This window comes from Paenibacillus sp. J22P218 (assembly GCF_056269195.1).
On the sequence record NZ_JBWDNL010000003.1, the window covers coordinates 524350 to 546483 of the forward strand.

22 protein-coding genes and 1 pseudogene are annotated in these 22134 nt (G+C 51.1%); 7 read left to right on the plus strand and 16 right to left on the minus strand.

The window, feature by feature from the left end; translation table 11 throughout:
- Positions 1-36: 36 nt before the first annotated feature.
- The 7 genes from AC0YN0_RS17040 to AC0YN0_RS17070 form a co-directional block, all read right to left on the minus strand.
- Complete coding sequence (locus AC0YN0_RS17040; RefSeq protein WP_475822324.1) at positions 37-858, minus strand: metallophosphoesterase family protein; 822 nt, start codon at positions 856-858, stop codon at positions 37-39.
- Between the two features lie 5 nt (positions 859-863).
- Positions 864-1865 (minus strand): metallophosphoesterase family protein, encoded by a 1002-nt coding sequence (locus tag AC0YN0_RS17045; protein ID WP_475822325.1) that lies wholly within the window; start codon positions 1863-1865, stop codon positions 864-866.
- Positions 1866-2025: 160 nt separating this feature from the next.
- Positions 2026-2673, minus strand: coding sequence for a GntR family transcriptional regulator (locus tag AC0YN0_RS17050; RefSeq protein ID WP_475822326.1), 648 nt, complete (start codon positions 2671-2673; stop codon positions 2026-2028).
- Between the two features lie 317 nt (positions 2674-2990).
- Complete coding sequence (locus AC0YN0_RS17055; RefSeq protein ID WP_475822327.1) at positions 2991-5099, minus strand: glycoside hydrolase family 36 protein; 2109 nt, start codon at positions 5097-5099, stop codon at positions 2991-2993.
- Positions 5100-5448: 349 nt separating this feature from the next.
- Positions 5449-6762: an ABC transporter substrate-binding protein gene (locus AC0YN0_RS17060; protein ID WP_442048490.1), complete on the minus strand. Its 1314-nt coding sequence runs from the start codon at positions 6760-6762 to the stop codon at positions 5449-5451.
- A gap of 151 nt (positions 6763-6913) precedes the next feature.
- On the minus strand, positions 6914-8590 hold the full coding sequence (locus AC0YN0_RS17065; RefSeq protein ID WP_475822328.1) for a response regulator transcription factor: 1677 nt from the start codon (positions 8588-8590) through the stop codon (positions 6914-6916).
- Positions 8583-10424 carry a cache domain-containing sensor histidine kinase gene (locus tag AC0YN0_RS17070; protein WP_475822329.1) on the minus strand — a complete coding sequence of 614 codons (1842 nt, stop codon included), beginning with the start codon at positions 10422-10424 and terminating at the stop codon, positions 8583-8585. Before AC0YN0_RS17070 ends, AC0YN0_RS17065 begins: the two co-directional genes overlap by 8 nt.
- Before the next feature lie 256 nt (positions 10425-10680).
- Here AC0YN0_RS17070 and AC0YN0_RS17075 point away from each other — a divergent pair, with 256 nt between their 5' ends.
- The 3 genes from AC0YN0_RS17075 (at position 10681) to AC0YN0_RS17085 (ending at position 13546) form a co-directional block, all read left to right on the plus strand.
- Positions 10681-11571: a carbohydrate ABC transporter permease gene (locus AC0YN0_RS17075; RefSeq protein WP_442048487.1), complete on the plus strand. Its 891-nt coding sequence runs from the start codon at positions 10681-10683 to the stop codon at positions 11569-11571.
- Entirely contained in the window at positions 11571-12410 is an 840-nt protein-coding gene (locus AC0YN0_RS17080) for a carbohydrate ABC transporter permease (protein ID WP_442048486.1), read from the plus strand. The genes AC0YN0_RS17075 and AC0YN0_RS17080 overlap by 1 nt, the downstream gene beginning before the upstream one ends.
- A 353-nt stretch (positions 12411-12763) precedes the next feature.
- A complete protein-coding gene (locus AC0YN0_RS17085; protein WP_475822330.1) occupies positions 12764-13546 on the plus strand; it encodes a hypothetical protein in 783 nt (260 codons plus the stop codon).
- Positions 13547-13620: 74 nt separating this feature from the next.
- Here AC0YN0_RS17085 and AC0YN0_RS17090 read toward each other — a convergent pair whose 3' ends face one another.
- The 7 genes and pseudogenes from AC0YN0_RS17090 to AC0YN0_RS17120 form a co-directional block, all read right to left on the minus strand.
- Positions 13621-14157 carry a DUF2812 domain-containing protein gene (locus AC0YN0_RS17090; RefSeq protein WP_475822331.1) on the minus strand — a complete coding sequence of 179 codons (537 nt, stop codon included), beginning with the start codon at positions 14155-14157 and terminating at the stop codon, positions 13621-13623.
- On the minus strand, positions 14150-14482 hold the full coding sequence (locus AC0YN0_RS17095; protein ID WP_442048483.1) for a PadR family transcriptional regulator: 333 nt from the start codon (positions 14480-14482) through the stop codon (positions 14150-14152). Before AC0YN0_RS17095 ends, AC0YN0_RS17090 begins: the two co-directional genes overlap by 8 nt.
- 155 nt (positions 14483-14637) lie before the next feature.
- The gene (locus AC0YN0_RS17100; RefSeq protein WP_475822519.1) at positions 14638-14904 is read right to left on the minus strand and encodes a TM2 domain-containing protein; all 267 of its coding nucleotides are present in this window, start codon (positions 14902-14904) and stop codon (positions 14638-14640) included.
- Positions 14905-15117: 213 nt separating this feature from the next.
- Positions 15118-15183 (minus strand): annotated as a pseudogene (locus AC0YN0_RS17105) (hypothetical protein); the annotation flags it as partial.
- Between the two features lie 191 nt (positions 15184-15374).
- Positions 15375-15917, minus strand: coding sequence for a LysM peptidoglycan-binding domain-containing protein (locus AC0YN0_RS17110; protein ID WP_475822332.1), 543 nt, complete (start codon positions 15915-15917; stop codon positions 15375-15377).
- Between the two features lie 119 nt (positions 15918-16036).
- Positions 16037-16819, minus strand: a complete 783-nt coding sequence (locus AC0YN0_RS17115) for an SDR family NAD(P)-dependent oxidoreductase (protein WP_475822333.1) — start codon at positions 16817-16819, stop codon at positions 16037-16039.
- A gap of 427 nt (positions 16820-17246) precedes the next feature.
- Positions 17247-17597 carry an ArsR/SmtB family transcription factor gene (locus AC0YN0_RS17120; RefSeq protein ID WP_475822334.1) on the minus strand — a complete coding sequence of 117 codons (351 nt, stop codon included), beginning with the start codon at positions 17595-17597 and terminating at the stop codon, positions 17247-17249.
- Between the two features lie 151 nt (positions 17598-17748).
- On the opposite strand from AC0YN0_RS17120, the gene AC0YN0_RS17125 reads away from it, so the two are divergent.
- The 4 genes from AC0YN0_RS17125 to AC0YN0_RS17140 all read left to right on the plus strand — a co-directional run bounded on the left by AC0YN0_RS17125 (position 17749) and on the right by AC0YN0_RS17140 (position 20160).
- The gene (locus tag AC0YN0_RS17125) at positions 17749-18411 is read left to right on the plus strand and encodes an HAD family hydrolase (protein WP_475822335.1); all 663 of its coding nucleotides are present in this window, start codon (positions 17749-17751) and stop codon (positions 18409-18411) included.
- 29 nt (positions 18412-18440) lie between these two features.
- Entirely contained in the window at positions 18441-19319 is an 879-nt protein-coding gene (locus AC0YN0_RS17130; protein ID WP_475822336.1) for an RNA polymerase sigma-70 factor, read from the plus strand.
- An 83-nt stretch (positions 19320-19402) separates the two neighbouring features.
- The gene (locus tag AC0YN0_RS17135; RefSeq protein ID WP_475822337.1) at positions 19403-19840 is read left to right on the plus strand and encodes a carboxymuconolactone decarboxylase family protein; all 438 of its coding nucleotides are present in this window, start codon (positions 19403-19405) and stop codon (positions 19838-19840) included.
- 128 nt (positions 19841-19968) lie between these two features.
- A complete protein-coding gene (locus AC0YN0_RS17140) occupies positions 19969-20160 on the plus strand; it encodes a sporulation protein Cse60 (protein ID WP_337102852.1) in 192 nt (63 codons plus the stop codon).
- Positions 20161-20233: 73 nt separating this feature from the next.
- Here the strand turns inward: AC0YN0_RS17140 and AC0YN0_RS17145 are convergent, their stop codons facing one another.
- Positions 20234-21064 carry a class I SAM-dependent methyltransferase gene (locus AC0YN0_RS17145; protein ID WP_475822338.1) on the minus strand — a complete coding sequence of 277 codons (831 nt, stop codon included), beginning with the start codon at positions 21062-21064 and terminating at the stop codon, positions 20234-20236.
- Positions 21065-21182: 118 nt separating this feature from the next.
- The gene (locus AC0YN0_RS17150) at positions 21183-22037 is read right to left on the minus strand and encodes a protein-glutamine gamma-glutamyltransferase (protein ID WP_475822339.1); all 855 of its coding nucleotides are present in this window, start codon (positions 22035-22037) and stop codon (positions 21183-21185) included.
- Between the last annotated feature and the right edge of the window lie 97 nt (positions 22038-22134).

Consider the following 22134-nt stretch of genomic DNA (forward strand, 5'->3'; position numbering starts at 1 on the left):
TATATTTACGGTTAGTTCGAAGACATTCCGTTCTATTTACGCATGCGCATGTGCAGCATCTATCTTCCATTCGTAAACGATTCGTTGGTCGCCTGCCATCGGCATCGGATGAACGACCATTTGCCCGTTCTTCACCAGCACGAGGTTATAGCCGCTGTTGTCGATGAATTTCATGCTGTCATTGCTCGTCGGCTCGATTCCGAACGCGACGCCGGTCGCCGCAGCGCTTGGCACCCCTTGGAATATGCCGATATTGTTGCAGTGAATATGGCCCGACAGTAATCCGATTACATCCGTTCCTTCGATCGCAGCAGCCAAGTCTTGCGGATTGTCGAGCAGATGGCTGTCCATCATCGGCGTCATCGTTGGCACGACCGGATGGTGATGAACGATGATTGTACCGTTCGGTGCCGGCGTTGCAAGTACGCCGCGGAGCCAAATCAACTGTTCTTCATCCAAGCGGCCGCCATGGATGCCCGGAACTTGCGTATTCAGCACGACGATCCGAAGTCCGTCTTCCATCACGCTATAATAGTAGGACTCTTCCGACGGCTGCTCCTGCAAATACCCTTCGCGGAAAAACGGGCGGGAATCGTGGTTCCCTAGGGCAACATATACCGGTACGCCAAGCTTCGCTTTCTCCTCGTCCAGCACTGTGCGAAGATGACGGTAATCCTCTACGTCGCCATCCTGCGTAAGATCGCCGCTAATCACGACAAACGCCGGCTTTTGGCTCAGCTTGCCGAGCTCCGCGAACGTTTCGCGTAATTTTTTCGTAGCGTCCATTTCGAATAACGGATTTTTGCCAGGAACATTAATATGGGTGTCGGTCAGATGTGCGAAGAATATAGGTTGCATAATAATTAAGCCTCCTCGGATTGCGAATGTGCTTGCGGTTTGTAATGATTGATTTCTTGTACGCCGTCGAGATGAATGACGCGGTACGAAGGTTTGCCGTCACGTACATTGACCCATAAGAACAAGTTGTCGCTCTCCGGTCCGTTGCCATGCGCATGGCCGCCTGTTCTTCCGAGCTGAATACGCTCGCCATTGCCGACTACGGAATATTCCATGGCATGCAGATGTCCGGCGAATACCGTATGCGGACGTCCGTCCAGTAGCTCCATTAGCTTGGCGTAACGCTTGTCTTCCGACTTCCAGCCCGGCTTATGCATGCTGATGAAGGTCCATTTCACATCTTTGTTCTCTTCGAGCACGCGTTCTGCGAACTCGAGCTGCTCATCGCTGAACGCTAGATCGATGCGTCCCATTTCCTTGAGCTGCTCTGGCGACATCCGGCTTACGATGTCATCGTAAAAGGCTTGCATATGCGCTTCCATATGTTCCGGATCATTCTGAACGTTGTAGGTTGCTTTTTTGATAATATCGATAAATTCATCGGACAGCTCAGTCGGCGGATCCTCTGTGTTGAGTACGAGGAACAACGCGTCACCTGCCCGGAATGCGTAGTATTCGAAGCCCTTGCGATCGCGCCATACATCCAGCATGACTTGATTGCCGTAATCATGATTGCCGACAACATGGAAGAAAGGTACTTCCGTTGCTTTGATTTTTTCATCGATATATTCCCATTCGGCTTCTGCATCCGCAGCGTCGCGCCAGTAGCCCTCGATCAAATCGCCGACCGAAACGACGAAATCCGGCTTTAAGTCTGCTACGACCTCGAGCGCTTTCTCGAATACGCCCGCTGTCGCCATGCCGCAACGGTCTCCCAATACCGCGAAAGAGAAATCTCCTGTTGCTAGCTCCGGCAGCTTGCCGAACCACGGACGCTTGTCCGTATTGAATCGTGCATCGTCATACCAAATTTCACCTGCATTGCGGATTGCTTGAACGATTGTCACTAATCTCTCTCCTCTCGGATCTTGCAATGAAAGAATCACTATCCGAGATCAGTATGCAGGTTGTATGTAAGTGGATTGTTATCGCAGTCTAAATGATATGTAAAAGACCATGTTCGCTTTACAAAACAAAAAAGGATGCCTGCGTAGGCACCCTTCACTTTTAAATAACGCCGCTCAGCATAAGCTGCTGCGTCGTATTCATATAATTTTCCTCGATCGCCGCTTTCGCTCCGTCATAGTCTTTGCGCTGCAGCGCTTGATAGATTTTGGCGTTCATGACATTGGCCCATTGCGGCTTTAATTGCGGAAACTGCTTGCGGAACGTGACCATCCGGCAGATGAACTTACCTCGATAAGATTCAAGCACTTGAAGCATATAGTCATTGCCCATGGCGCTTAATATCGTCTCGATGCACATCAATGAATTGTTGTAGTAGCCTAGAAAGTCGCCTTCCTCGCGGCAGACGTCCTGACGTTTCAAGTAAAGGCCAAGTGCTTCCACGTCGAAATGCAGCTCCCTTTGCTTCGCCATATCCAAGACGAACATCTGCATCGATACGAGCACTTCGAGCATTTGGCTAAACTGGCGGAACGAAATTTCTTTCACGAGCACGCCTCGTCCTTTGAAGCTCTCGACATGCCCTTCCTTCTCCAGCATCGCGATCGCGGCCCGGATCGGCGTCCGGCTCATGCCTAGCTCGCTTGCCAGTTCGTTCTCGGACAACAGCACGCCCGGCATGACTTCAGCGCGCACGATCCGCTCCTTGATTTGATTGTAAGCTTCCGTTTCCAATGAAGTCGCTCGCATGCTACCCTATCCTTTATTTTTCATTTGGGAATTATCCTAACAAATAGGGAGCGCGATAGATAGTTAAGATATTGTAAAAGGATTGGGCATTTAGTGTCTTTTCATCGAACTAATTTCAGCTAACAGGTGGTTACATGCTCATTAGTTGCATTTCATCGATCTAATTCGCAGGTTCACGCCAAAAACACCAAATCCGCCCGATTAGTTGCCCGATATCGAACTAACAGGCGAGGTTCCGCGTACAAGACTAATTAGTTGCCTAGAATGACACTATTGCCCCCCGCCCAGTTCAGCTGAACGTCGGAAGCGCCTTTTGCTTACAGCCGGATCTCGAACAGCCTAGCCGTTCGAGCGGCTGGTAGTGTGACGGTGAGCGAGCTGTCGGCCGCGCTCCACGTCCAGTCCGTGCCTGCGGCGGGCGCTGCCGGATACGCGCAGCGAACCGCCGGTTCGGCGGAGCTGCCGTGCGGCGGCACGGGCAGCGGCAGCGTCACTTGCGCCGTCTCGCCGGCAACGCGCCAGACGGCTACATAAATGCGGTCGTCTCGGCGCAGCCCGAGACTGACCCACTCATCGCCGTGGCTCGGCAGGCCAAGCGGCCAGAACGGCAGCGCTTCGCGAATGTCGCCGCGAATCGACTTATAATAATCGAGCGCCTCCTTCACCAGCTCGCGGCGGCGCGGGCTAAGCTCCGCGAGATGTCCGCTCTGATGGACGCGCAGCAGCAGCGCGTTGACCATGTTGAAGATGACCTCTTCATCATCGCCCTCGCGCAGCGGATACGACCAGATCGCCGATTGCTCCGGCGTAAGCGCGGCCGGCGAGCCTGCGGCAATCGCCGCATAATTGACGTAGTCTTCCTGATCGCTCGTCGACTGAATGCTGTGGCGGCTCAGCATCGCGTAATCCATCCGCATGCCGCCGCTCGAACAGTTCTCGATGACCAGCTCAGGATATCGTGCGAATATCGAATCCAGCCATTGCAAGTACGCCCGGTTATGCTGCAGCAATCCGTCACCCATACTGTCCGAATCCGTCTCCGTCCCGATGCCCGCATTGATGTTGTAGTCCATCTTAATGTAGCCGACGCCATAGTCCTCCACCAAGCGGCGAATGACTTCATCGGCATGGGCGATAACCGAGGGATTGCGGTAGTCGAGCTGATAGCGGCTGCGATCCTTCACCCGCTTGCCATGCCGCATGAAGAACCAGCTGTCGTCGGTCTCCGCCAGCTTCGGCGAGTTAATGCCCATTACCTCAAGCTCCAGCCATAAGCCGGGGATAAGCCCTTTGCTGCGGATATAGTCGAGCACGTACTTGATGCCTTCGGGGAATCGCTCCTCGGAAGGCATCCATTCTCCGACGCCATCCCACCATTCGCCCGGCGCGTACCAGCCTGCGTCGATACAGAAATATTCACAACCGACATCAGCTGCGGCATCAATAAGCGGAAGCAGCTTCTCCGTCGTCGGCGAGCCCCATAGACAGTTCATGTAGTCGTTGAAGATGACTCGCAGCAGCTTATTATCGTCATTCACACGGCGAATGGCGCGTCGATATTGCGTCAACTCCGCAATCGCCTGATCGAAGCCCCCTTGCACCGCACCTACGGCTACAGGCACAGACTTGAATGACTCGCCTGGCGCAAGCTTCAGCCACCAATGATTGTCATGCTCCGTCGGACCGCTCAAATACAGATACATATGATCATTCTGATCGGACATCTCCGCATGCCACGAACCGTTATGCTCAATCTGCCAGAACAGGCTGCTGTCGGCTTCCGTATTCTCCAGCACGCCCATCGGCAAGTTCTCGGCTGCCGACCATGAGCCCGTATTGCTGAAGGCAAGGCGCTTCGAACCGCGATCGGCTAGATGCGACAAGCCGATCTCCGGCAGCTTGTATGTCCGCCATTGCAGCTCGCTCTGCCAGCCGCTATGCGCGATCGTTAAATTCATCTTCTCGTTCCGATCCAATATACCTTCCTTGTCGACACCTGTCAGCGCGAACGAGGACACGTACTCAACCGCAACCTCTTCAGCGCCGCCATTAACGAGCTCTACCCAACAACGAACCGTCTGAATGCCGTCATAGAACTGGTAGTGCTGCACCGCCCGCAAGCCCGTCACCTCATCGACGAGCGTAACCGCGATCAATCGCCCATTCTCGTTGCGGCTATCCTCATGTCCGCCATACACCATGCGCAGCCCCGGATAGGAAGCGCGATGCGAGCGGCCATGGTATTCGGCCCGATCTTCTCCGGTTAGCTGCAGCTCCAGCATGCGGAAGCCCGGCATTTGTTGATCTGTAATCAACTCCGCGTCCAGCGGAGCTGATCCGAAATGCATCAGTCTCACATCACCGCTCTCCGTCACATCGAACACAAGGTACAGCCCATTTTCCACAATCGAATGTCTACCCGCCATTGTCCTGTCCTCCTTATTCACTCGTTGACTCAACAGATCCTCTTGCGTAATCCCGCCCTGCAGCTATGTTGGATTATTGCAATATAGAAACGACTATTTGTCCAGTCAATCAAGCTATGTTGGATAATCGCAGTAACTTCGGCTCGAAACCGCACTTTTACCAGATAATAAGCCCTCTATCCTGCAAAAATCCAATATAGATCCCTAAACCGCCCAAAACCGAGAAAAGTTACTGCAGATATCCAACATAGCCTCCGCCGAACTTACCGCGCACATCTAATAAAGAAAACCCAGCACTGCGAAAGTGCTGGGCTCTAACCTCATACGCTGCTGCCAATGCGATCAGCTCTTATTGAGCGGAACCGAATTGTACCCACGCCTTCTGAATTTCGTCGATTGCAGCGTCTTTCTTTTTGCTGCCGCCGATGTAAGCTTGCATAAGCTCGCCGAATTTTTGGTGGAACGTATCGAGCGAGTAGTTGACTGTCAGGTCGCCGGATTTTTCTGTTTTCAAAATTTCTTCCATTTGTTTCGGCATAACCAAATCAGGCAATGGAGCGTCCTTGATTGGCGGAATGACTTTCGCTACGTTCGAGAACCATTGTTTGCCGTAGTCGGAAGTATACAGCCAGTTGAAGAACTCGATTGTTTCTTTCGCTACTTTGGAATCTTTGTTGATGCGAAGCGCTTGGTCGGCGCCTGTAATCAGTTGGTTCTGTTCAGCCTTGTCGCTAACCGGGTATCCTACGATACCGATCTCGATGTCCGGGCTGATTTTCTTGATCGCTTCTTCGTCCCATGCGCCCTTGCCTGTCATGAATGCTGCTTTGCCCGTTGCAAAGTCGCTCACTTCAGCATTGCTGTCGCGTTCAAGCGGCTTGTTCGTGCCATGCTCAACCGTCGAATCAATGAAGTTGAAGAAATTATCGTACAGTACAGGGTGATCCTTGAACGTCGTTTCGCCAGCGATGAACTTAGCAACCAATTCCTTCGGAGTTGTGCCTGCGTCTTCAGCAGCGGCGTTCACGAAGTTTTGGAAGATATGTTTCCATACCCACCACTCTTTGTACGCATTGGCGAACGGTGTAATGCCTTTCGCTTCTAGCTTCGCGATAGCGTCATTCATTTGAGCCGTTGTTTTCGGAACTTCCGTGATACCTGCATCGGCAAGCAGCTTCTTGTTGTAGATCATCATCATCAGGTTGCCTTTAACCGGCAATCCGAGTACTTTACCGTCGGAAGAGCTCATGTTGATCTTAACAGCGTCTGTCATTGCAGCCGCAAGCGGCTCGTTCGTCAGGTCGGCGCTGTATTCGGCGAATGTATCGATGTCGCCGCCTGCTGTTGTCTGGAATACGTCAGGCGTGCTGCCAGCAGCAATTTTCGATTTCAATACCGTGTTATAGTCAGCTTGCATAATTTCAAGGTTGATCGTTACATTCGGCTTCACTTTTTTGTATTCTGCAATGTAAGCGTTGAATGCATCCGTGTATTCAGGCGATGCCGTAAACATATTAATCGTTACCGCTTTGTCCGAGCCGCCTTCTTCGCCGTTACCGGCGTTCGTACCGTTATTTGTTTCATTGTTTTTGCCGCCGCATGCGGCTAATATTCCGACGACCAGTACGAGACTGACCGACAGCGCGAGAAATCTTTTCAACATGGTGTTGCCCCCATTTCCCTCATTTGTTGTGGTCTTCGTAGCCTATTGTAAAGAAATCGCAATAGGATAAGAATGTACATAAGTGAATAGTTAAGGGTAAAAAAGTGTAGTTTGTCAGCGGTTCACTTTTTGCCACCTGCGCAGGCTTTGCTTATTCGTCCTGCTGCGCCGTACGAAATTCCGAGGGCGATAAGTTGTAATAGTTGCGGAACGCCTTGCTGAAATAGTTTTTGTCCTTGTAGCCCAGCATCTCGGAAATATCCTGAATCTTCAATGCCGAGTCGCCAAGCAGCTCCTTCGCCTTGTCCATCCGCACCTTCTGCACATATTCGTGAATGCCATAACTGAACTGCCCCTTGAACAGCTTCATTAAGTATTCCCGACTTAAAAAATATTTCTCGGCGAACATCGAAATTTTTATATCCTCGAAGTAATGATCGTCAATATAAGCCTTAATGTCGCCAACATCGAACGGCCCATTGGCACTCTCCGCCTTGCGAATCTGCTCGGTGTAATAATCGAGTATGCTAAACAGCAGTCTCTCGTACGATTCGAATGAATCGTAATCGGATGACAGTCCCATCGATCTGAGCGGATGCTCCTCGCCAATCGGAAGCTGCTCCTCCTTGACTCCAAGCTCCAAAGCCATATCGTTTAGCAAAATGACATATTCGGCCATGACGCGGTCTGAATCGCCGATCGTGAACCGCTCCGCTGCTTTCCACCGCTTCGTAAGCTCGCCCAATACCGATCTTGCGTGCTGCGTGTTGCCGGCCTCCAGCGCCCCGCGAATAATAGCCATTCGGCTCGTAATCGACATCGATGAGCTGTCCCGCTCGCGCTCTTTGTCACGCTCGCGGATTCCTCCGTCTTTAAGCGAAACGGCGGACGACATTACCATCCCGCCCTTCAGACGCAGCAGATCCATGCCGCTAATCGCAGCCTTCGCTCCCTCATAGGAGGAAGCTATATCGAGCGCGTCGGAGCAAGACTCTCCGACTCCGATGACAACAGTAATGCCGAACAGCTCCTGCAAGGCAGAGGCAACCTTCTTCATCTGATGGAGGGAATGGTAGGCAATATCCTCGCGATATCCGCCGTTCATCGTTAGAACGGCAAGGAGCTCACGCTCCTGCTTCGGATTGGCGAAGCTGAATGACTGGAAGCGGTCGCCCGCAATTTCGTTAAGCACGTTAGAGACGGCAAAGTGAAGCAGATCGGTATCGTTATGAAACCTTCTGCTCCGGACCCGCTCCATATCCAACACGCGCATCACAATAGCCGCGAATCGGTTATTGGAATCATCCGCCCCGATAAGCGGCAGGAACGCTTCATTCGACTGGCTCTTGAAGCTGCGCTCGATGATCGAGAGGTACACTTTCTCCTTGAGCTTCGGCAACGACATATTCAGAGTAATGTTCCGATTGATGAACTCGCTCTCCCGCTTGCGCTTTGCTTCCAGAAGATCGATCGACTTGCGCAAAGCTTGGTTCAAGTCTTGCCTGTTGATCGGCTTGAGCAGGTAGTCCACAACCTTGGAATGGATGGCCTGTCTCGTATATTCGAAGTCGTTATAGCCGCTGATGACGATCGTAAGCAAGTCGGGATAGTCGCGCTCTACCACTTGCAGAAACTCGATCCCGTTCATCTCGGGCATCTTCATATCGACCATAACGAGGTCGATCCTGCCAGCCTCAAGCAGCTTCAGCGCTCCCAGCCCATCGGAAGCCTCTAGCACCTCGCTTACCTCAAGTCCCTTCCAATCGCCCAAAATCCGAATCGCCTCGCGCAGCGGCTCCTCATCGTCAACAATTAATACTCTATACATAGCTGCCGCCTCCCCGCGGTAATAACATTTGCATTTCCGTACCTGCGTTATCCTCCGTCACGATCCGCAGCTTGGCTTCCTCGCCATAGAGCAGCTTCAGCCTCGTATGCAGATTAACGAGGCCAATGCTGTCGCCCGCGTTATCGCCTTGCCGCTCGTCCCATTCCTTGCGGAACGATTCCCGCACCTGCTCCAGCCGCTCGGGCGTGAAGCCCGGTCCATCGTCATGGACCGATATAACCAAATGCTCGGCGTCCGCCCTCGCCCCGATACGGATCGTAACGGTGCTGGACACCTTCTCGAGCGCATGCTTGATCGCATTTTCGACTAACGTTTGAATCGACAACTTCGGAATCTCCAGTTCCATAAGGAAGTCGTCCCAGTCGTAAACGACCTGCAGCCTGCTCCCGAACCGCGCCTTCTGCAGCGCCATATACCGCTCGATATGCTGCAGCTCCTCGCGCGCGCGAACGATATCCTTGCCGCTGATTGCATACCTCAGCGTCAGCGCCAGCGCATCGATCATATCGGCGATGTCGAACCTCTCGCTTTTAAGCGCCTTGGTCGAGATTGCCTGCAGCGCGTTATATAGGAAATGCGGGTTGATTTCCGCCTCCAACGCCTTCAAAATCGCGTTTTTCTCCACCAGCTTCATCTTGTACCGCTCGTTAATCAGCTCGTTCGTTCGCCGTACCATTTGGTTGAAATGACGGGATAAATAAGCCAGCTCGTCCTTGCCGACAACCTCCGTCTCCGCCTCGAAGTCACCATGACTGAACCGGTTCATCTGATAGGACAGCTTCTTCAGCGGCCGCGTAATCGCATTCGAGAAAAACGTCACTAGGATGACCGCGAGCAGCAGGAATAGGAAGCCGATCAAGAAGTTTAAGTTACGCGTCGTTGTTGCTGCCGCATAGATTTGGCGATAAGGTATCGGCTTAACCAGCTGCCATCCATCCTTCTCGCTCGTATTGTAGACGACCAAATATTTTTGATCTCCCTCCGACCATGTAAACCGCCCCGACTTCCCGTCCGCCAGCCGCTCCAATGCTCCGTCCTGCTTCATCCGCCCGTAGAAGGACGGATCGTCCATAGCGAACGGAATAGGATCATCCGGGCTAAGGAACATCAGATGCTGCCCCTCGCTGAACGGAATATCTTTGATAATGTCATCCTTCATCGAAGGATTGACATAGAACGACAGCACCGCGAGCGGTTCCCTCGAAGCGATCGAACGAAGAACCCGATGATACGCCATGAAGCTGTTCGACGTATCCACCGGATACCCGGGCTTCGCGCCCGCCAGCTCGAATGATTGATAGGCGTGATTGTTCGGATTGTCCATCGTATCTTGAAACCACGAGAGCCGTGCAATATTAGGATCGGTTGCCGTTCGCACCGTGACATTGTAGTTTTCCTTCGTAACGGCATAGTACTTGCCCTGTTCTACTACGTACAGGTAGATCGCCTCAAGATCTTTGCGCGAAAAATACAAATTCCGCAAGTACTCCTCTACAAACATGCGGGATGCATACTCCTCGGACTCGTGCATGATGGCATAGGACAGCTCGTCATAGTTGATTTGCGGCAGCGACAATTGCTTAATCCCATTCAAATAATCCTCTAGATTCTGATTCACGAGCAGCAAATTGTTCGACGTACTCGCAATGCTGTTCGCAACCGACTCCTTCTGAAGCATCTGATACGAGATGAAGGTGAGCGATCCGACGACGAGTATAATAATGGTCGTAAATAGCACAATAAGCTTGTTCACAAGCCTTCGAGTCACAAGCTCGATCAGATTGGAAAATGTCTTGGATGCCCGATTGAACAAGGCTCATCCCTCCTTTTCGTCAACAATGTCCGCTTTCGCTTACCTGTTCACCTTTTTACCCCTAACTGTTTTCATAAATCCATTTTGACGCCCAAAGCGCTGCTTTATAATCGTACTTAGCCAATCTTAAATGGATGTCGCAGCCCCTAATGGCGCATCCGCCCAATATCTGCTCCTAATCATACAATAAAAGATTGTTTTGTATAGGCTTTGACTATTTCAGGCCTACATAAACGGCGACGAAAGAGGTGTACTCATGTTCAAATCTCTAGGCAGAAAATGGAGCGAGAAGCTTGAGTTCGGCATATTCACATTGCCCGTATTGATCTGTATCGCTATCGCATTTTATATTCCATTCGCAATGACGATCCGTTACTCCTTAACGAAATGGAACGGTATTTCCAAGCACCCGACGTTCGTCGGGCTGGATAACTTCAAGCAAATTTTCACAGGCGACGCCAACTTCACCAGCTCGGCTTGGTTCACGATCAAGTATGCCGTGCTGTATATCATCATCGTCAACGTGCTAGCGATTCTGTTAGCCGTGATACTCGATATGAAGCTGAAGTCGTCCACATGGCTGAGAGCGGCCTTCTTCATTCCGTACATTCTTAGCCTTGTTATCGTCGGTTTCATCTGGAAGTTCATTTTCATGCAAGGCTTCGAATCGCTGTATAACAGTACGGGCTGGGGCGTCTTCAACTTAAGCTGGCTCGGCGAGCCCGGTCTTGCGTTCGTGTCCATCCTGCTCGTCTCGATATGGCAATCGATCGGCTTCTATCTCGTTATCTATATCGCAGGACTTCAGTCCGTTCCGGATGATCTGAAGGAAGCGGCGACCGTTGACGGCGCCGGACCGGTTAGACGATTCTTCAGCATAACGCTGCCATTGCTTGCACCGTCGATCACGATCTCGGTGTTCATGGCATTAACGAACTCCATCAAAGTATTCGACGTTATTCTGTCGCTGACCGGCGGCGGACCAGGCGGTACGACTTACAGTATCGCTTATGATATCTATCGCGACACGTTCCAGAACAATCTGTACGGCTACGGTACGGCCAAAGCGCTTATCCTTTTCGTTGCCGTCCTGCTTGTCACTATCATTCAATTAACGATCTTCAAACGCAGGGAGGTTGAAGCTTAATGAAACGCAGCCGCCAAGGAAAAGCAGGACGGATCGTACTTGAGATCGTCATGGTCCTTCTATCGCTCGTCTTCCTGTATCCGCTATTCTTAGCCATCAACAACTCCCTGAAAAGCTTCGGCGAAGTTATGACTGACGTCGTTGCGCTGCCGAAGAAGCTTGTCTTCGAGAACTACTCGTACGTGTGGTCGTTCATCGACTACCCGAAGCTGTTCCTGAACAACTTCATCATTACGGGCGTCGGGCTGGCGGGTATCGTATTCGTCTCCTCGATCGCCGCTTATAAGCTAGCTCGTACGAAGTCGCGCACAAGCGCCCTGCTCTACTTGCTGGTCATTATGCCAATGTTGATCCCGTTCCAATCGATCATGCTGACGGTATTGCAGCTTGCCAAGGACCTTAACTTGTCCGAAAGCACATGGGGACTCGGCTTGCTCTACTGGGGCTTCGGCGCACCGCTGGCCGTATTCATCTACCATGGCTTCGTGAAGGGTATTCCAAAAGAAATCGACGAGAGCGCTACGATCGACGGCGCTTCGGGCTTCCGCCTCTTCTTCAGCGTCATCTTCCCGCTGCTGAAGTCGGTAACGACGACGATCATCATTATCGATGTGATGTGGATCTGGAACGACTTCCTGCTGCCGCTCCTTATGGTGAACGGCTCGCCGGATACGAAGACGCTGACGCTGGCCGCTTACACGTTCGTCGGCCAATACACGTCCGACTGGCAATATGCGATGACGGCTATGGTCATGGCCGTGCTGCCTTCGATCATCGTGTTCATCTTCTTGCAGAAGTACATCGTCAAAGGCGTCGTTGCCGGCGCTGTCAAAGGTTAACCTTAAAAAAGAAGGCGTTCAGCCGGAGCTGTCCCCGTGAGGACTGATGCTCCGACTGAACGCCTTTTTTGCTTTTCCGCTAGCTTATGCTTTGCAATAACGGGATTTTCTCCAGCTAATTTTCCGCATATCGCCCTATTGTCACCGTTTAACTGGAGGATTTCCTTTTATTCATTGAAACAAGCTAAATCGGTCATGATTAACGGGATAAACTCCAGTTATTCTCTCCCGCTAGTTATCATCACGCTCCAGCACGACCGTTCGTCCGCCGAATATAGCATTCCCTTTTTTCAAATGCGCTTCGAAGTGGTAAACTATTGATATTGTTGTCCATACAGAAAGGCGGAGAACCTATGGTACATACGTTTATTATCGCTCCCGACACATACACAAGCTTCGAGGATGAAGCGGACCTTATTGATCAATGCAAAGCATGGGGGCTTCTGTCCGACAAGGCCTTGAAGAGCAAGTCCTATGCATACAAAGGAAATGGCAAGAACTTATCTTGCACCATCGCCGGATACGTCGATTCTTATACGGCCGTTATCCAATTCGACGATGGACAACTCCACTGCGTCCATCCTTCATATTTAAAAGAAATGCAGGCTGCCAGCTATGGTCAGAAATCGTCTGCCACAGCAACGACGAGTGACGAGCAACCGGCTGCGGATGAAGCAGCGGCTGAGTTCTCGGAGGCTGTCGAAGCTGCGATCGAGGCAACGCCAGAGCAAGCTGTCCCTGCTGAGCCGGCTGCCGCAGCATTTCCGCCTATCGAGGATATATCCGACGAGCCTAAGCCGAAGGCTAAGGAGAAGACGTCCAAGAGAGCACCTAAGCTTGAACTCCCTGAAGAGAAGGTCAAGATGACCGCGACGGTCCAGGAATTCACGACTGTACCGAACAACTTCTCCGATACCGAGGATGAGGTTATTATTTACGAGGCGGTTGCGATCATCGATCCTGCACTGGAGGTCGGCGTCGCATGGTCCAGCCATAGCAATACGCTTAAGAAGCTGGAGCTTGAGGTCGGGGATACGCTCACTTTCGAATGCAAGATCGTAGCCAAGAAGCTGACCAAACATCCTGTTCCTTACAAAATCAACAATCCTGCCAAAATCCAAAAGGTACAAGCCTAGATACTTATTTACGGCTGCTGCAAAGAGGGATAACGGTCCGCCATCGGCCTCCGTTCCCTCATTGCTGCCGCCAGCTACAGCCTCTTCCTCAGCTTGCTGTTCGCCGATGCCAGCCTAAGTATACCGTAGCCAATGAATACGAATAACAGCAAGTATACGATCCATAACCATACGAAAGCCGTCGATCTGAATTGAGGGATATTGATCAGGATAATCGGAAGCTGGAGGAAGCTGACGAGAAACAGCACGCCCATCATGCGATTATTGCGATCGATCCGCGATTGATTGTCGGAATAGATTTCAGGTCTAGCTTCATCGGCCCCGTATGCTTTACGCCAAACATACCAACCGGCTCCCTCATAAGTGAGCTCCCAGCCGGCATCTTCGAAGAGACTTCTATACCCATCATCTTGTGTCGTTTGATAATCGACCCCGTAACGAATCCGTCTTGGCTCCCCTTTTACGAATTCAAAACGGGTCGCATTCCGACTCATCCGCACCAGCTGCCAGCCTTCAGCCTCCATTTTCTCCATCCATAATTCAATTTTGTCCGTCTGCCAGCTTGACCACCAACGGGTAACCAGCTTCCTATTGCTATCGGTATTACGCATCCAGCTTCCCCTCCACCTTCAAGGAATTGTTATACAGTTCGCCTATTCGGGCAATCTCCTGTTTAAGCAGCGCTCTTCCGCTATCGGTAATAAGATAGGACTTCCTCCGATTCTCCTCATGCATAACGGTTATCAAACCGTCCTTCTCCATTCGCGATAAGCTTCCATAAACAGTTCCTGCCCCTAGGCTTATCCGTCCCTTCGTCAGTTCGTCGACATCCTGCATAATGCCGTACCCGTGACGAATCTCCATCAAGGAGAGCAGTATATAGTAAGCCGTCTCTGACATCGGCAAGTAGCTTTTCAACAGCTCTTCCAACTTCACGCTTCTTCACTCCCTTGTATATCACCATCCGTTGTATCACAATGTGATATATCTTGAAGTGATTGTATCACGACGTGATATATCGCACAATAGTTTCCGGCACAAAAAAACGAACCACCGCACCGCAGTCGTTCGTCATCATTTCATTTATAAACTTACCTTCGGCTGTATTTCGCTTGAAACCGATCGTTTGGAGTGCACAGATAGATGATGCCTTCAATTAATCCGATAATACCGGGAATGAACGTCCAGCAGAACAGCAAATAGACGATTCCCCAGCCCATGCTGCCCAAATAAAACTTATGTACGCCCAATCCTCCAAACAATATCGCAAGTATTCCAGCTAATACTTTATTCTTTTCGTGTACGTATGGATTGTATTGCTGCTGGCTGTACGATGGCTGACCCGCCGATTGCTGGATATAGGGCTGCGGCTGCGATTGCAGTGGCGGTTCCGGTTGAGGCTGTGATTGTGTATGGGTCGTCTGCACATCGAAGCTCCATTTAATGACTATTCCATCTTGGCTCGCAGTCGTCTGAACGGATTGCGAGGATTGACCACTCTGACCTTCCTCGAAAAATTGCTTAATCTCTCTTTCTACCTCTTCGTTTGTTGCAGCAACCTGTGTGCCGCAATACGCGCAAGCCTCTTGCCCCTGCTCAATCGGCGCCCCGCATGAGTTGCATTTAGTTGTACTCATCCTTCGCTCTCCTCTTTACAATTTCAGCCTATAATTAGCCTCATTGTATAGTAAATACGGACAGACTGACTAGTATTCGTATGAAAATATCTCATTACTCATCTATGGTCATTCGACTCTATAATCCGATTCCTAACAAATAAGCCTGCTCGCGGAATGAAGCTCCGTAAGCAGGCATACTTCAGTATGGACTAATATAGCTTGCCGGAGAACGGCATCACATTCGGTTGGTTCGGTTGCTTCGCTTGATGCATCTGAGGCATTTGGTTTGCCTGGTGCATCTGATTTGCCTGATGCATTTGGTTTGCCTGATGCATTTGATTCGCTTGACCTTGCATCATCTGATTAGCCATTGGCGCATCTGCTGCACTCTCGATGTATGTCTTCTGACAACCCATATGAGAGATGCGGGGGATATGAACCTCCGTACCCGCTTGAAGGCTTTGGCCAGCAAGATGAGGGTTTGCTTCGTCCAAAATCACTTTAGGAATATTGTACATATGGGCGATCTTATCCATCGAGTCTCCCGCTTGCACCTGATGCTGAGCGACGAACATATCATTGTCGATAATAGTGCCGTCCTCACGGAAAAACGGGAAGAAGAACGGCGAGAAGAAGAAGAACGGGAACAATGCACGGCCAGGGAAGAACGGGTGGGGGAACGGACGGAAAGGTCTGCGGAATCCTCCGCCGAAACCACCGCCGAAACCGCCAGGAACAAAACCACGATCCATGAATGAAACCTCCAATATTCAATATAGTCATCTGTCTATATAACATATGGGCTATTGCTCATGGTGTGCTCCTTGTGATTGAAAATGGGCTTGTTTGGTCCATCCCCCTGTCCGGCCAGCTAAAGCTTCTGTTCGAGAACGCTGCGCGTGATCTTAGTAACGAACCGTCTTGGAAATAAGCGAGGGGCTTGCGCCAGCAGCCAGTTCTGAAAGCCAGGTATCACGAACGTTTTGCTTCGCATCAACGCACGGTAGCCGATTTCGGCTACTTTATCAGGCGTCATAAGCGCCTCCTGCTTTGCTACCTTCTGATTCTCCATCTTTGCCCGCCGGAAAAATTCCGTTCCCGTTGCTCCCGGGCATAACGCGGTGACACTTACCCCGGTTCCTTGCAGTTCGCTTGCGACAGCTTCCGTGAGAGACAGGACGAACGCCTTGGACGCCGAATAATTGGCGCTTAACGGACAAGCGTAAAACGAAGTCGTTGATCCAACATTAAGGATGCGGCCGCTTCCGCGCATCACCATATCCGGTAGGAACAGCATCATAAGATGCGAAAGGGAATGGACATTAAGCTGGATCATATCCAGCTCGGAGCGGACGTCCATCTCGTGAAGCAGACCGAATGAGCCGATACCTGCATTGTTAATCAGGATGTCGACAGGAATCTGTTGCTGCTTGAGCTCCTTGTACAACCTTTCGGGACCGCTGCCGTGCGCCAAGTCAACAGCGATGCAGATCGATTCTACCCTATATTTCCGCTCAAGCTGCTCGGCAAGCTCACTTAGTTTCTCCGCGTTGCGCGATGCGAGAATCACGCGACAGCCCTTTCTTGCAAACAGCTCGGCGAATGCTTTGCCAATTCCGCTGGATGCTCCTGTAATAAGCACGTTTGACATCATTAAATGACCTCCATTATTGTTTATATAACAACCAAATAATTAAACAACTAATTATTTAGTTATTTATGTGGTGAAAAAAGCTCCACCCGGAGCTTCGTAACCTATGTCCGCTGCATGGAATGGCCTAGAACAGCGGATGTGCCATTCGGTAAGGTGCTGCTGCATATCTAATCGCTGTGCTCGTTGCAGAAACTGCAACGGATTAGGCTCTATCACCCTCTGCTACCGGTCTCCATTGCAGAAACTGCAACGGATTGGACCAATTAGTCCCAATCCCCGTCGATAGTAGTTGCATCTGTTGCAAAAAGTGCAATGACAGACCTTTAGCTCAAGCCATTTGATGATATCCGTTGCAGAATGTGCAATAGCTGCGCATTCCGCACTTCCTGTAGTGTTGCATGCCGCCTTGCTCCCGCGCCCCGCTACTCTACTGTTCGGATGCCTCTGTCTTGCGAACGATAATTTGCTCTGTCGTACTCAGAAACGCCTTCAGTTGCACAACGGATGCTTCAATATCCAAGCAGTAGTATATTTCAGTCGCTACCTTGTTCGACGAGATGAGCTTCGCTTGGCGCAATATTTTCAAATGGTGGGATATAGCTGACCTGGACATTGGCGATCGCTCGACGATTTGGGCGACGTTCAACGAATCATGTTTGGTAAGCATCATAATAATGTCCTGCCGAATCGGGTCGGCAAGAGCAAGAAAAATCGGGCTGCATTCCCTAAGCTGCTGATGTACGATGTTCTCTAACTGTGCAGTATCGGCGGATTCCATTCTGTCTTCTCTCCATATCGGTCATATAACCAAATAATTAGTTATTTAATCGTAATATAATCGCAATCCGATTAAAAGTCAACATATGGAATTTTCCCGTCATTTCGATTACAATCACTTTGCCATTAAAAAAGCGAGGAGTGAATTCATCTTGCTAAAAGCGGTTCTGTTCGATCTCGATCTCACCTTGCTCGACCGCGATGCATCCGTGAAGCAATTTGTCAGCCATCAATATGATCGGTACTTTGCAGCTCTGCAGCATATAGCAAAGGAAGCTTACATAGAGGCTTTCATTGAATGGGATGCGGGAGGTTATGTCTGGAAGGACGTTGTCTACGCACAGCTAACGAGCCAGTTCAATATAGTAGATATCACGCCGGCGGAGCTGCTGGAGGATTATGTTACGCAGTTTCACCAAAGCTGCATCCCTTACCCCGGTCTCATAACCATGCTGGATACGCTCAAAAAAGAAGGATACTCACTTGGGCTTATCACGAATGCTATCGGCGATTTCCAGCATCGCAATATACAGGCTATTGGAATCGTGCCTTACTTTGATGCTATATTGATCTCAGGTTGGGAAGGGATTAAGAAGCCCCATCCGGATATTTTCCTACGGGCGCTAGATCGGCTTGGCGTACAGCCTGAAGAAAGCGTCTATATTGGCGACCATCCGTTAAACGATGTTGAAGCCGCTCGCCTTATTGGCATGAAAAGCATCTGGAAAAGCCATGCCCGCTGGGAACAGCCCGCGCAAGCAGATGGTTTCGTTCATGATTTGCTCGATATACCCGCACTCATATCCCGTCTCTAACCATGACGACCCCTGGAAGGAGTCCAGCTATGATGGATTTTCAGACCGCTTATACGACTTACCATTCCTTGCTGCAAGCGATCGCTTACCGCATGACCGGCTCTTTGGCTGATGCCGAGGACCTCGTGCAGGACGTATTCATCGAGTACAGCAAGCTGCAGACGGACGATATCACCCATCCGAAAGCTTACTTAACCCGTATGACGACCAATCGATGCATCAACTATATGCAATCCGCCCGGATTAGACGCGAGCAATATGTCGGTACATGGCTTCCCGAACCTCTTGTCAGCTTCACCACAGGCGGCAGCGATGATCCCTCGGATCTCTATGATCATACGGAGACCGTATCCTACGCCCTGCTCGTCATGCTGGAGCAATTGTCCGCTGTTGAGAGAGCCGTCTTCATCCTTCGCGGTTCATTCGATTTCGATTACAGCGAGATTGCCGATATACTTGGCAAATCGGAAGCCAACTGCCGCAAAATATTTAGCCGCGCTAATGATAAGCTGCATCAACAATCGCCTGTTCTCCCGGATAATACGGCACAGGCAGTACCGCTTGCGACCGCGTTCCTTGCGGCTGCGCGAGGCGGAAGCGTCGATGCGCTCGTCAGCCTGCTCACTGAAGACGCGCTGCTTACATCCGACGGCGGCGGCAAAGTGCGCGCAGCGATATTCACGATTATCGGCAGAGAACGCGTGCAAGCATTCCTCGAAGGCGTCTCCGCAAAAGGTTTCTTCGGGGAATCGCAAAGCATGGCGCTTATTAATGGACAGCCGGGCATCGTCTTCTATCGGGACGGCCGTCCGCTTAAGGCCATCAGCTTCAAGCTTGATGCTGCCGGGGAACGGATTGAACATCTCTATATCGTACTCAATCCGGATAAATTACAACGAATTGGGTAACCTGTCACAAACGGAGCTCCTGCATTGTCTTATTAGTGAGACAGTAAAAATAACCGGTGCAGAGCCGGAGAGGAGCCTATACGATGGAACAAAGAATGAATTTAGCTGGTGAAATTCCAGCCGGATACAAAGCAATGAGCGGTCTTGAAGCTTATATACAATCGACAGGCATCGAGAAATCGTTATTGGAGCTAATCAAGATCAGAGCGTCGCAAGTTAACGGTTGTGCCTTCTGTATCGATATGCATACAAAAGACGCCCGCAAGGCAGGCGAAACGGAGCAGCGCATCTACATGCTAAACGCTTGGCGTGAAGCGCCGTTCTACAGCGACGCGGAGCGTGCGGTGCTTGCGCTGACCGAAGCGGTTACCCTCGTGACGCATGGACATGTACCAGACGAGGTGTATGCGGAAGCTGCACGCCACTTCGATACGAAGCGTCTAGGCGAGATCATCATGGCAATTGTTACGATCAACGCTTGGAACCGCATCGCGATCTCCACTCGCATGTTGCCGCAATAAGCATTTCATTGCGTCGGCAAAACGTTCAGGGCTTGACCCCGAACACTTTACAGCCTACTATAGTCAGAGGCATACCGCGATCATGCATTGCGGTATGTCTCTTTTCTACATAATTAGGAGGTGACCTCATGATTCAAGTGAAAGAATTCATCGATACCGATGCCGTGTTCGCCGAGAAACGCGCGAATGAATTTCTAGCCGAGCTGCGTGACGATCAAGTCGTTAATATTTGCTACGGTTCCATGATTAAGACAGCTACGTCCGGCAATGCGTACCAGCGCAGCACGATCCTGATCGTGTACAAGAAAGACGCAGAGTAATGATGCGCCTAGATTAAATAAAGGTGTTCGTATGAGCAATTCGCATACAAACACCTTTTTTCGATTTCCTGCTTTATTTCACTCCGAGCCGCAGCCGATAGCTGAACAGCACGTCAAGCTCCTGTCCGGCAAAATAACGCTCGGCAACCTCGCGGAACTCCGCCAGCTCCTCGTCCAGCGCATTCGAGCCTTGCTTCTGTACGACTCGAACGCCGCCTTGGCTAAGCGCAATGCCTACGTAACGGTCCGCATCGCAGCGCTCCATGTTGTGGAAGACGATCTCCCGCGCATACTTAAACTTGCCGCTCGCCCGAATGCGTCCCAAGTGCTGCTCTTTGTCTGCCTTGACTGCCCGATCCTGCTCCGGAATCAGCTCGGCAATAACGGTTTCCGACTTCGCGATCAGCCGCTCGTATGCCGCCTCCACCTCCCAGTGGATGACAGGCGGCCAATCGCAGTCATACGCCGCGAACACGCCTCCGTCCTTCAACACGCGCCCCACCTCATACAGCGTTCCTACCGGCTCCATCCAGTGGAAAGATTGCGAGCAGGTCACGATATCAATGCTCTCGTCAGCGAGCTCCAGCTGATCCGAGTACCCTTTTACGAACGAGATAGACTCTAACTTATCCAAATCCGCAGTCGATGCCAGCTTACTGGCCGCCTTGCCCCGCATATCATCGTTCGGCTCAACGCCGACAATCCTGTCAGCATGTCCCTTCCATATGAACGTGGACAAGCCCGTACCGCAGCCGAGATCGGCAATCGCATGAGGCCTTCTCCCGAGATAAGTAGTCAGCAGTTCGACAACCTTCTGCGGCGCCTCCGGGCGATAACGGTTGTAGTCGTCCTCGAAGCCCGAGAACCGGTTGACGTTATTTTGGATAATGGAATTTGAATGCATGGCTAACAGCACCTCCGTCTCTAATTCTTCACCCTTATTATGGATATCTGTTGCCTTCTTTGCAAGAGTCCGTATATGAGAAAAACCCGCCAGCGCGGCGGGTTCATTCATAACTATTCTACAGAAGCATTCTGTCTTGCTTCCGCATATTGTGGTTGCGGTACACGTAGACAGCCGTGCCGATCCTCGCTACGACAGCCGGCTCCGCCCGATCCGCAAGGACCGATTCCCGGCTTCTCGACGGCAGCGTCATCAAATAATTGAAGTCAGGGTGATTGACCAAATCCGATAAGAATGCCGACTTTGTGCTGCCCGGATTGCGCGTGCCGTTCAGCGCCTCTATCATATCGGCTTTGGTTTCGATGCCCACGCCGTGACCGAAGTATTGATCGTCGGCCATCTTGATCACATTTTCCCCTTGCCATTCCGGCCTGTCGTCGTCATGATCGGGATTCTCGAAGTAGAGGATATCGCCCGGATAAGCTTCCACGTAGCTGTAAAGCGTAATTAACCGCAGATCGTTGTCGTATGTCCAGTCGTACAGCAGCAGGTCGCGGAAATGTCGGTTGAATGTTGCCTCCCCCAGCGTATCCAGCACCGCCTTGTACAACAGAATGACGATAGCCGTAGCGCATTCGAAAGCATACAGCTCGCCGTTAGCATATATATCTCTTATGCCGTCCGAAGGAAGCACGCCCGGTCTTAGCTTGAAGCCGCCAGCCTCCGTACGACTCCATAGACGCTCGTTGCACCTTGATTTTTTGAATACCGCAAAGCTTGCTCCGCTGTCGTTCAAATCTTTGGCTGCCTGCACAATATTAGCCCTCAAATCAAGCTCGAACTTCAGCGCTTGAAGCGATGGATACCGATACACCTCAGGACTGCGCTCCTTCTGACGCACGATGCTTTTCTGCAGCTCCGTAAGCGGCAGCTGGCTTATTTGCCCCGCATTGCTGCCCGTAATATTAATCACCGTCATACCTCCATATATCCGCATTCGTGTATAGGTTATTGTACGTGAGGGGAGCGCTTTTGGTGAGGCGTAAGAAGAAACGCCTGACGGCGTCCTT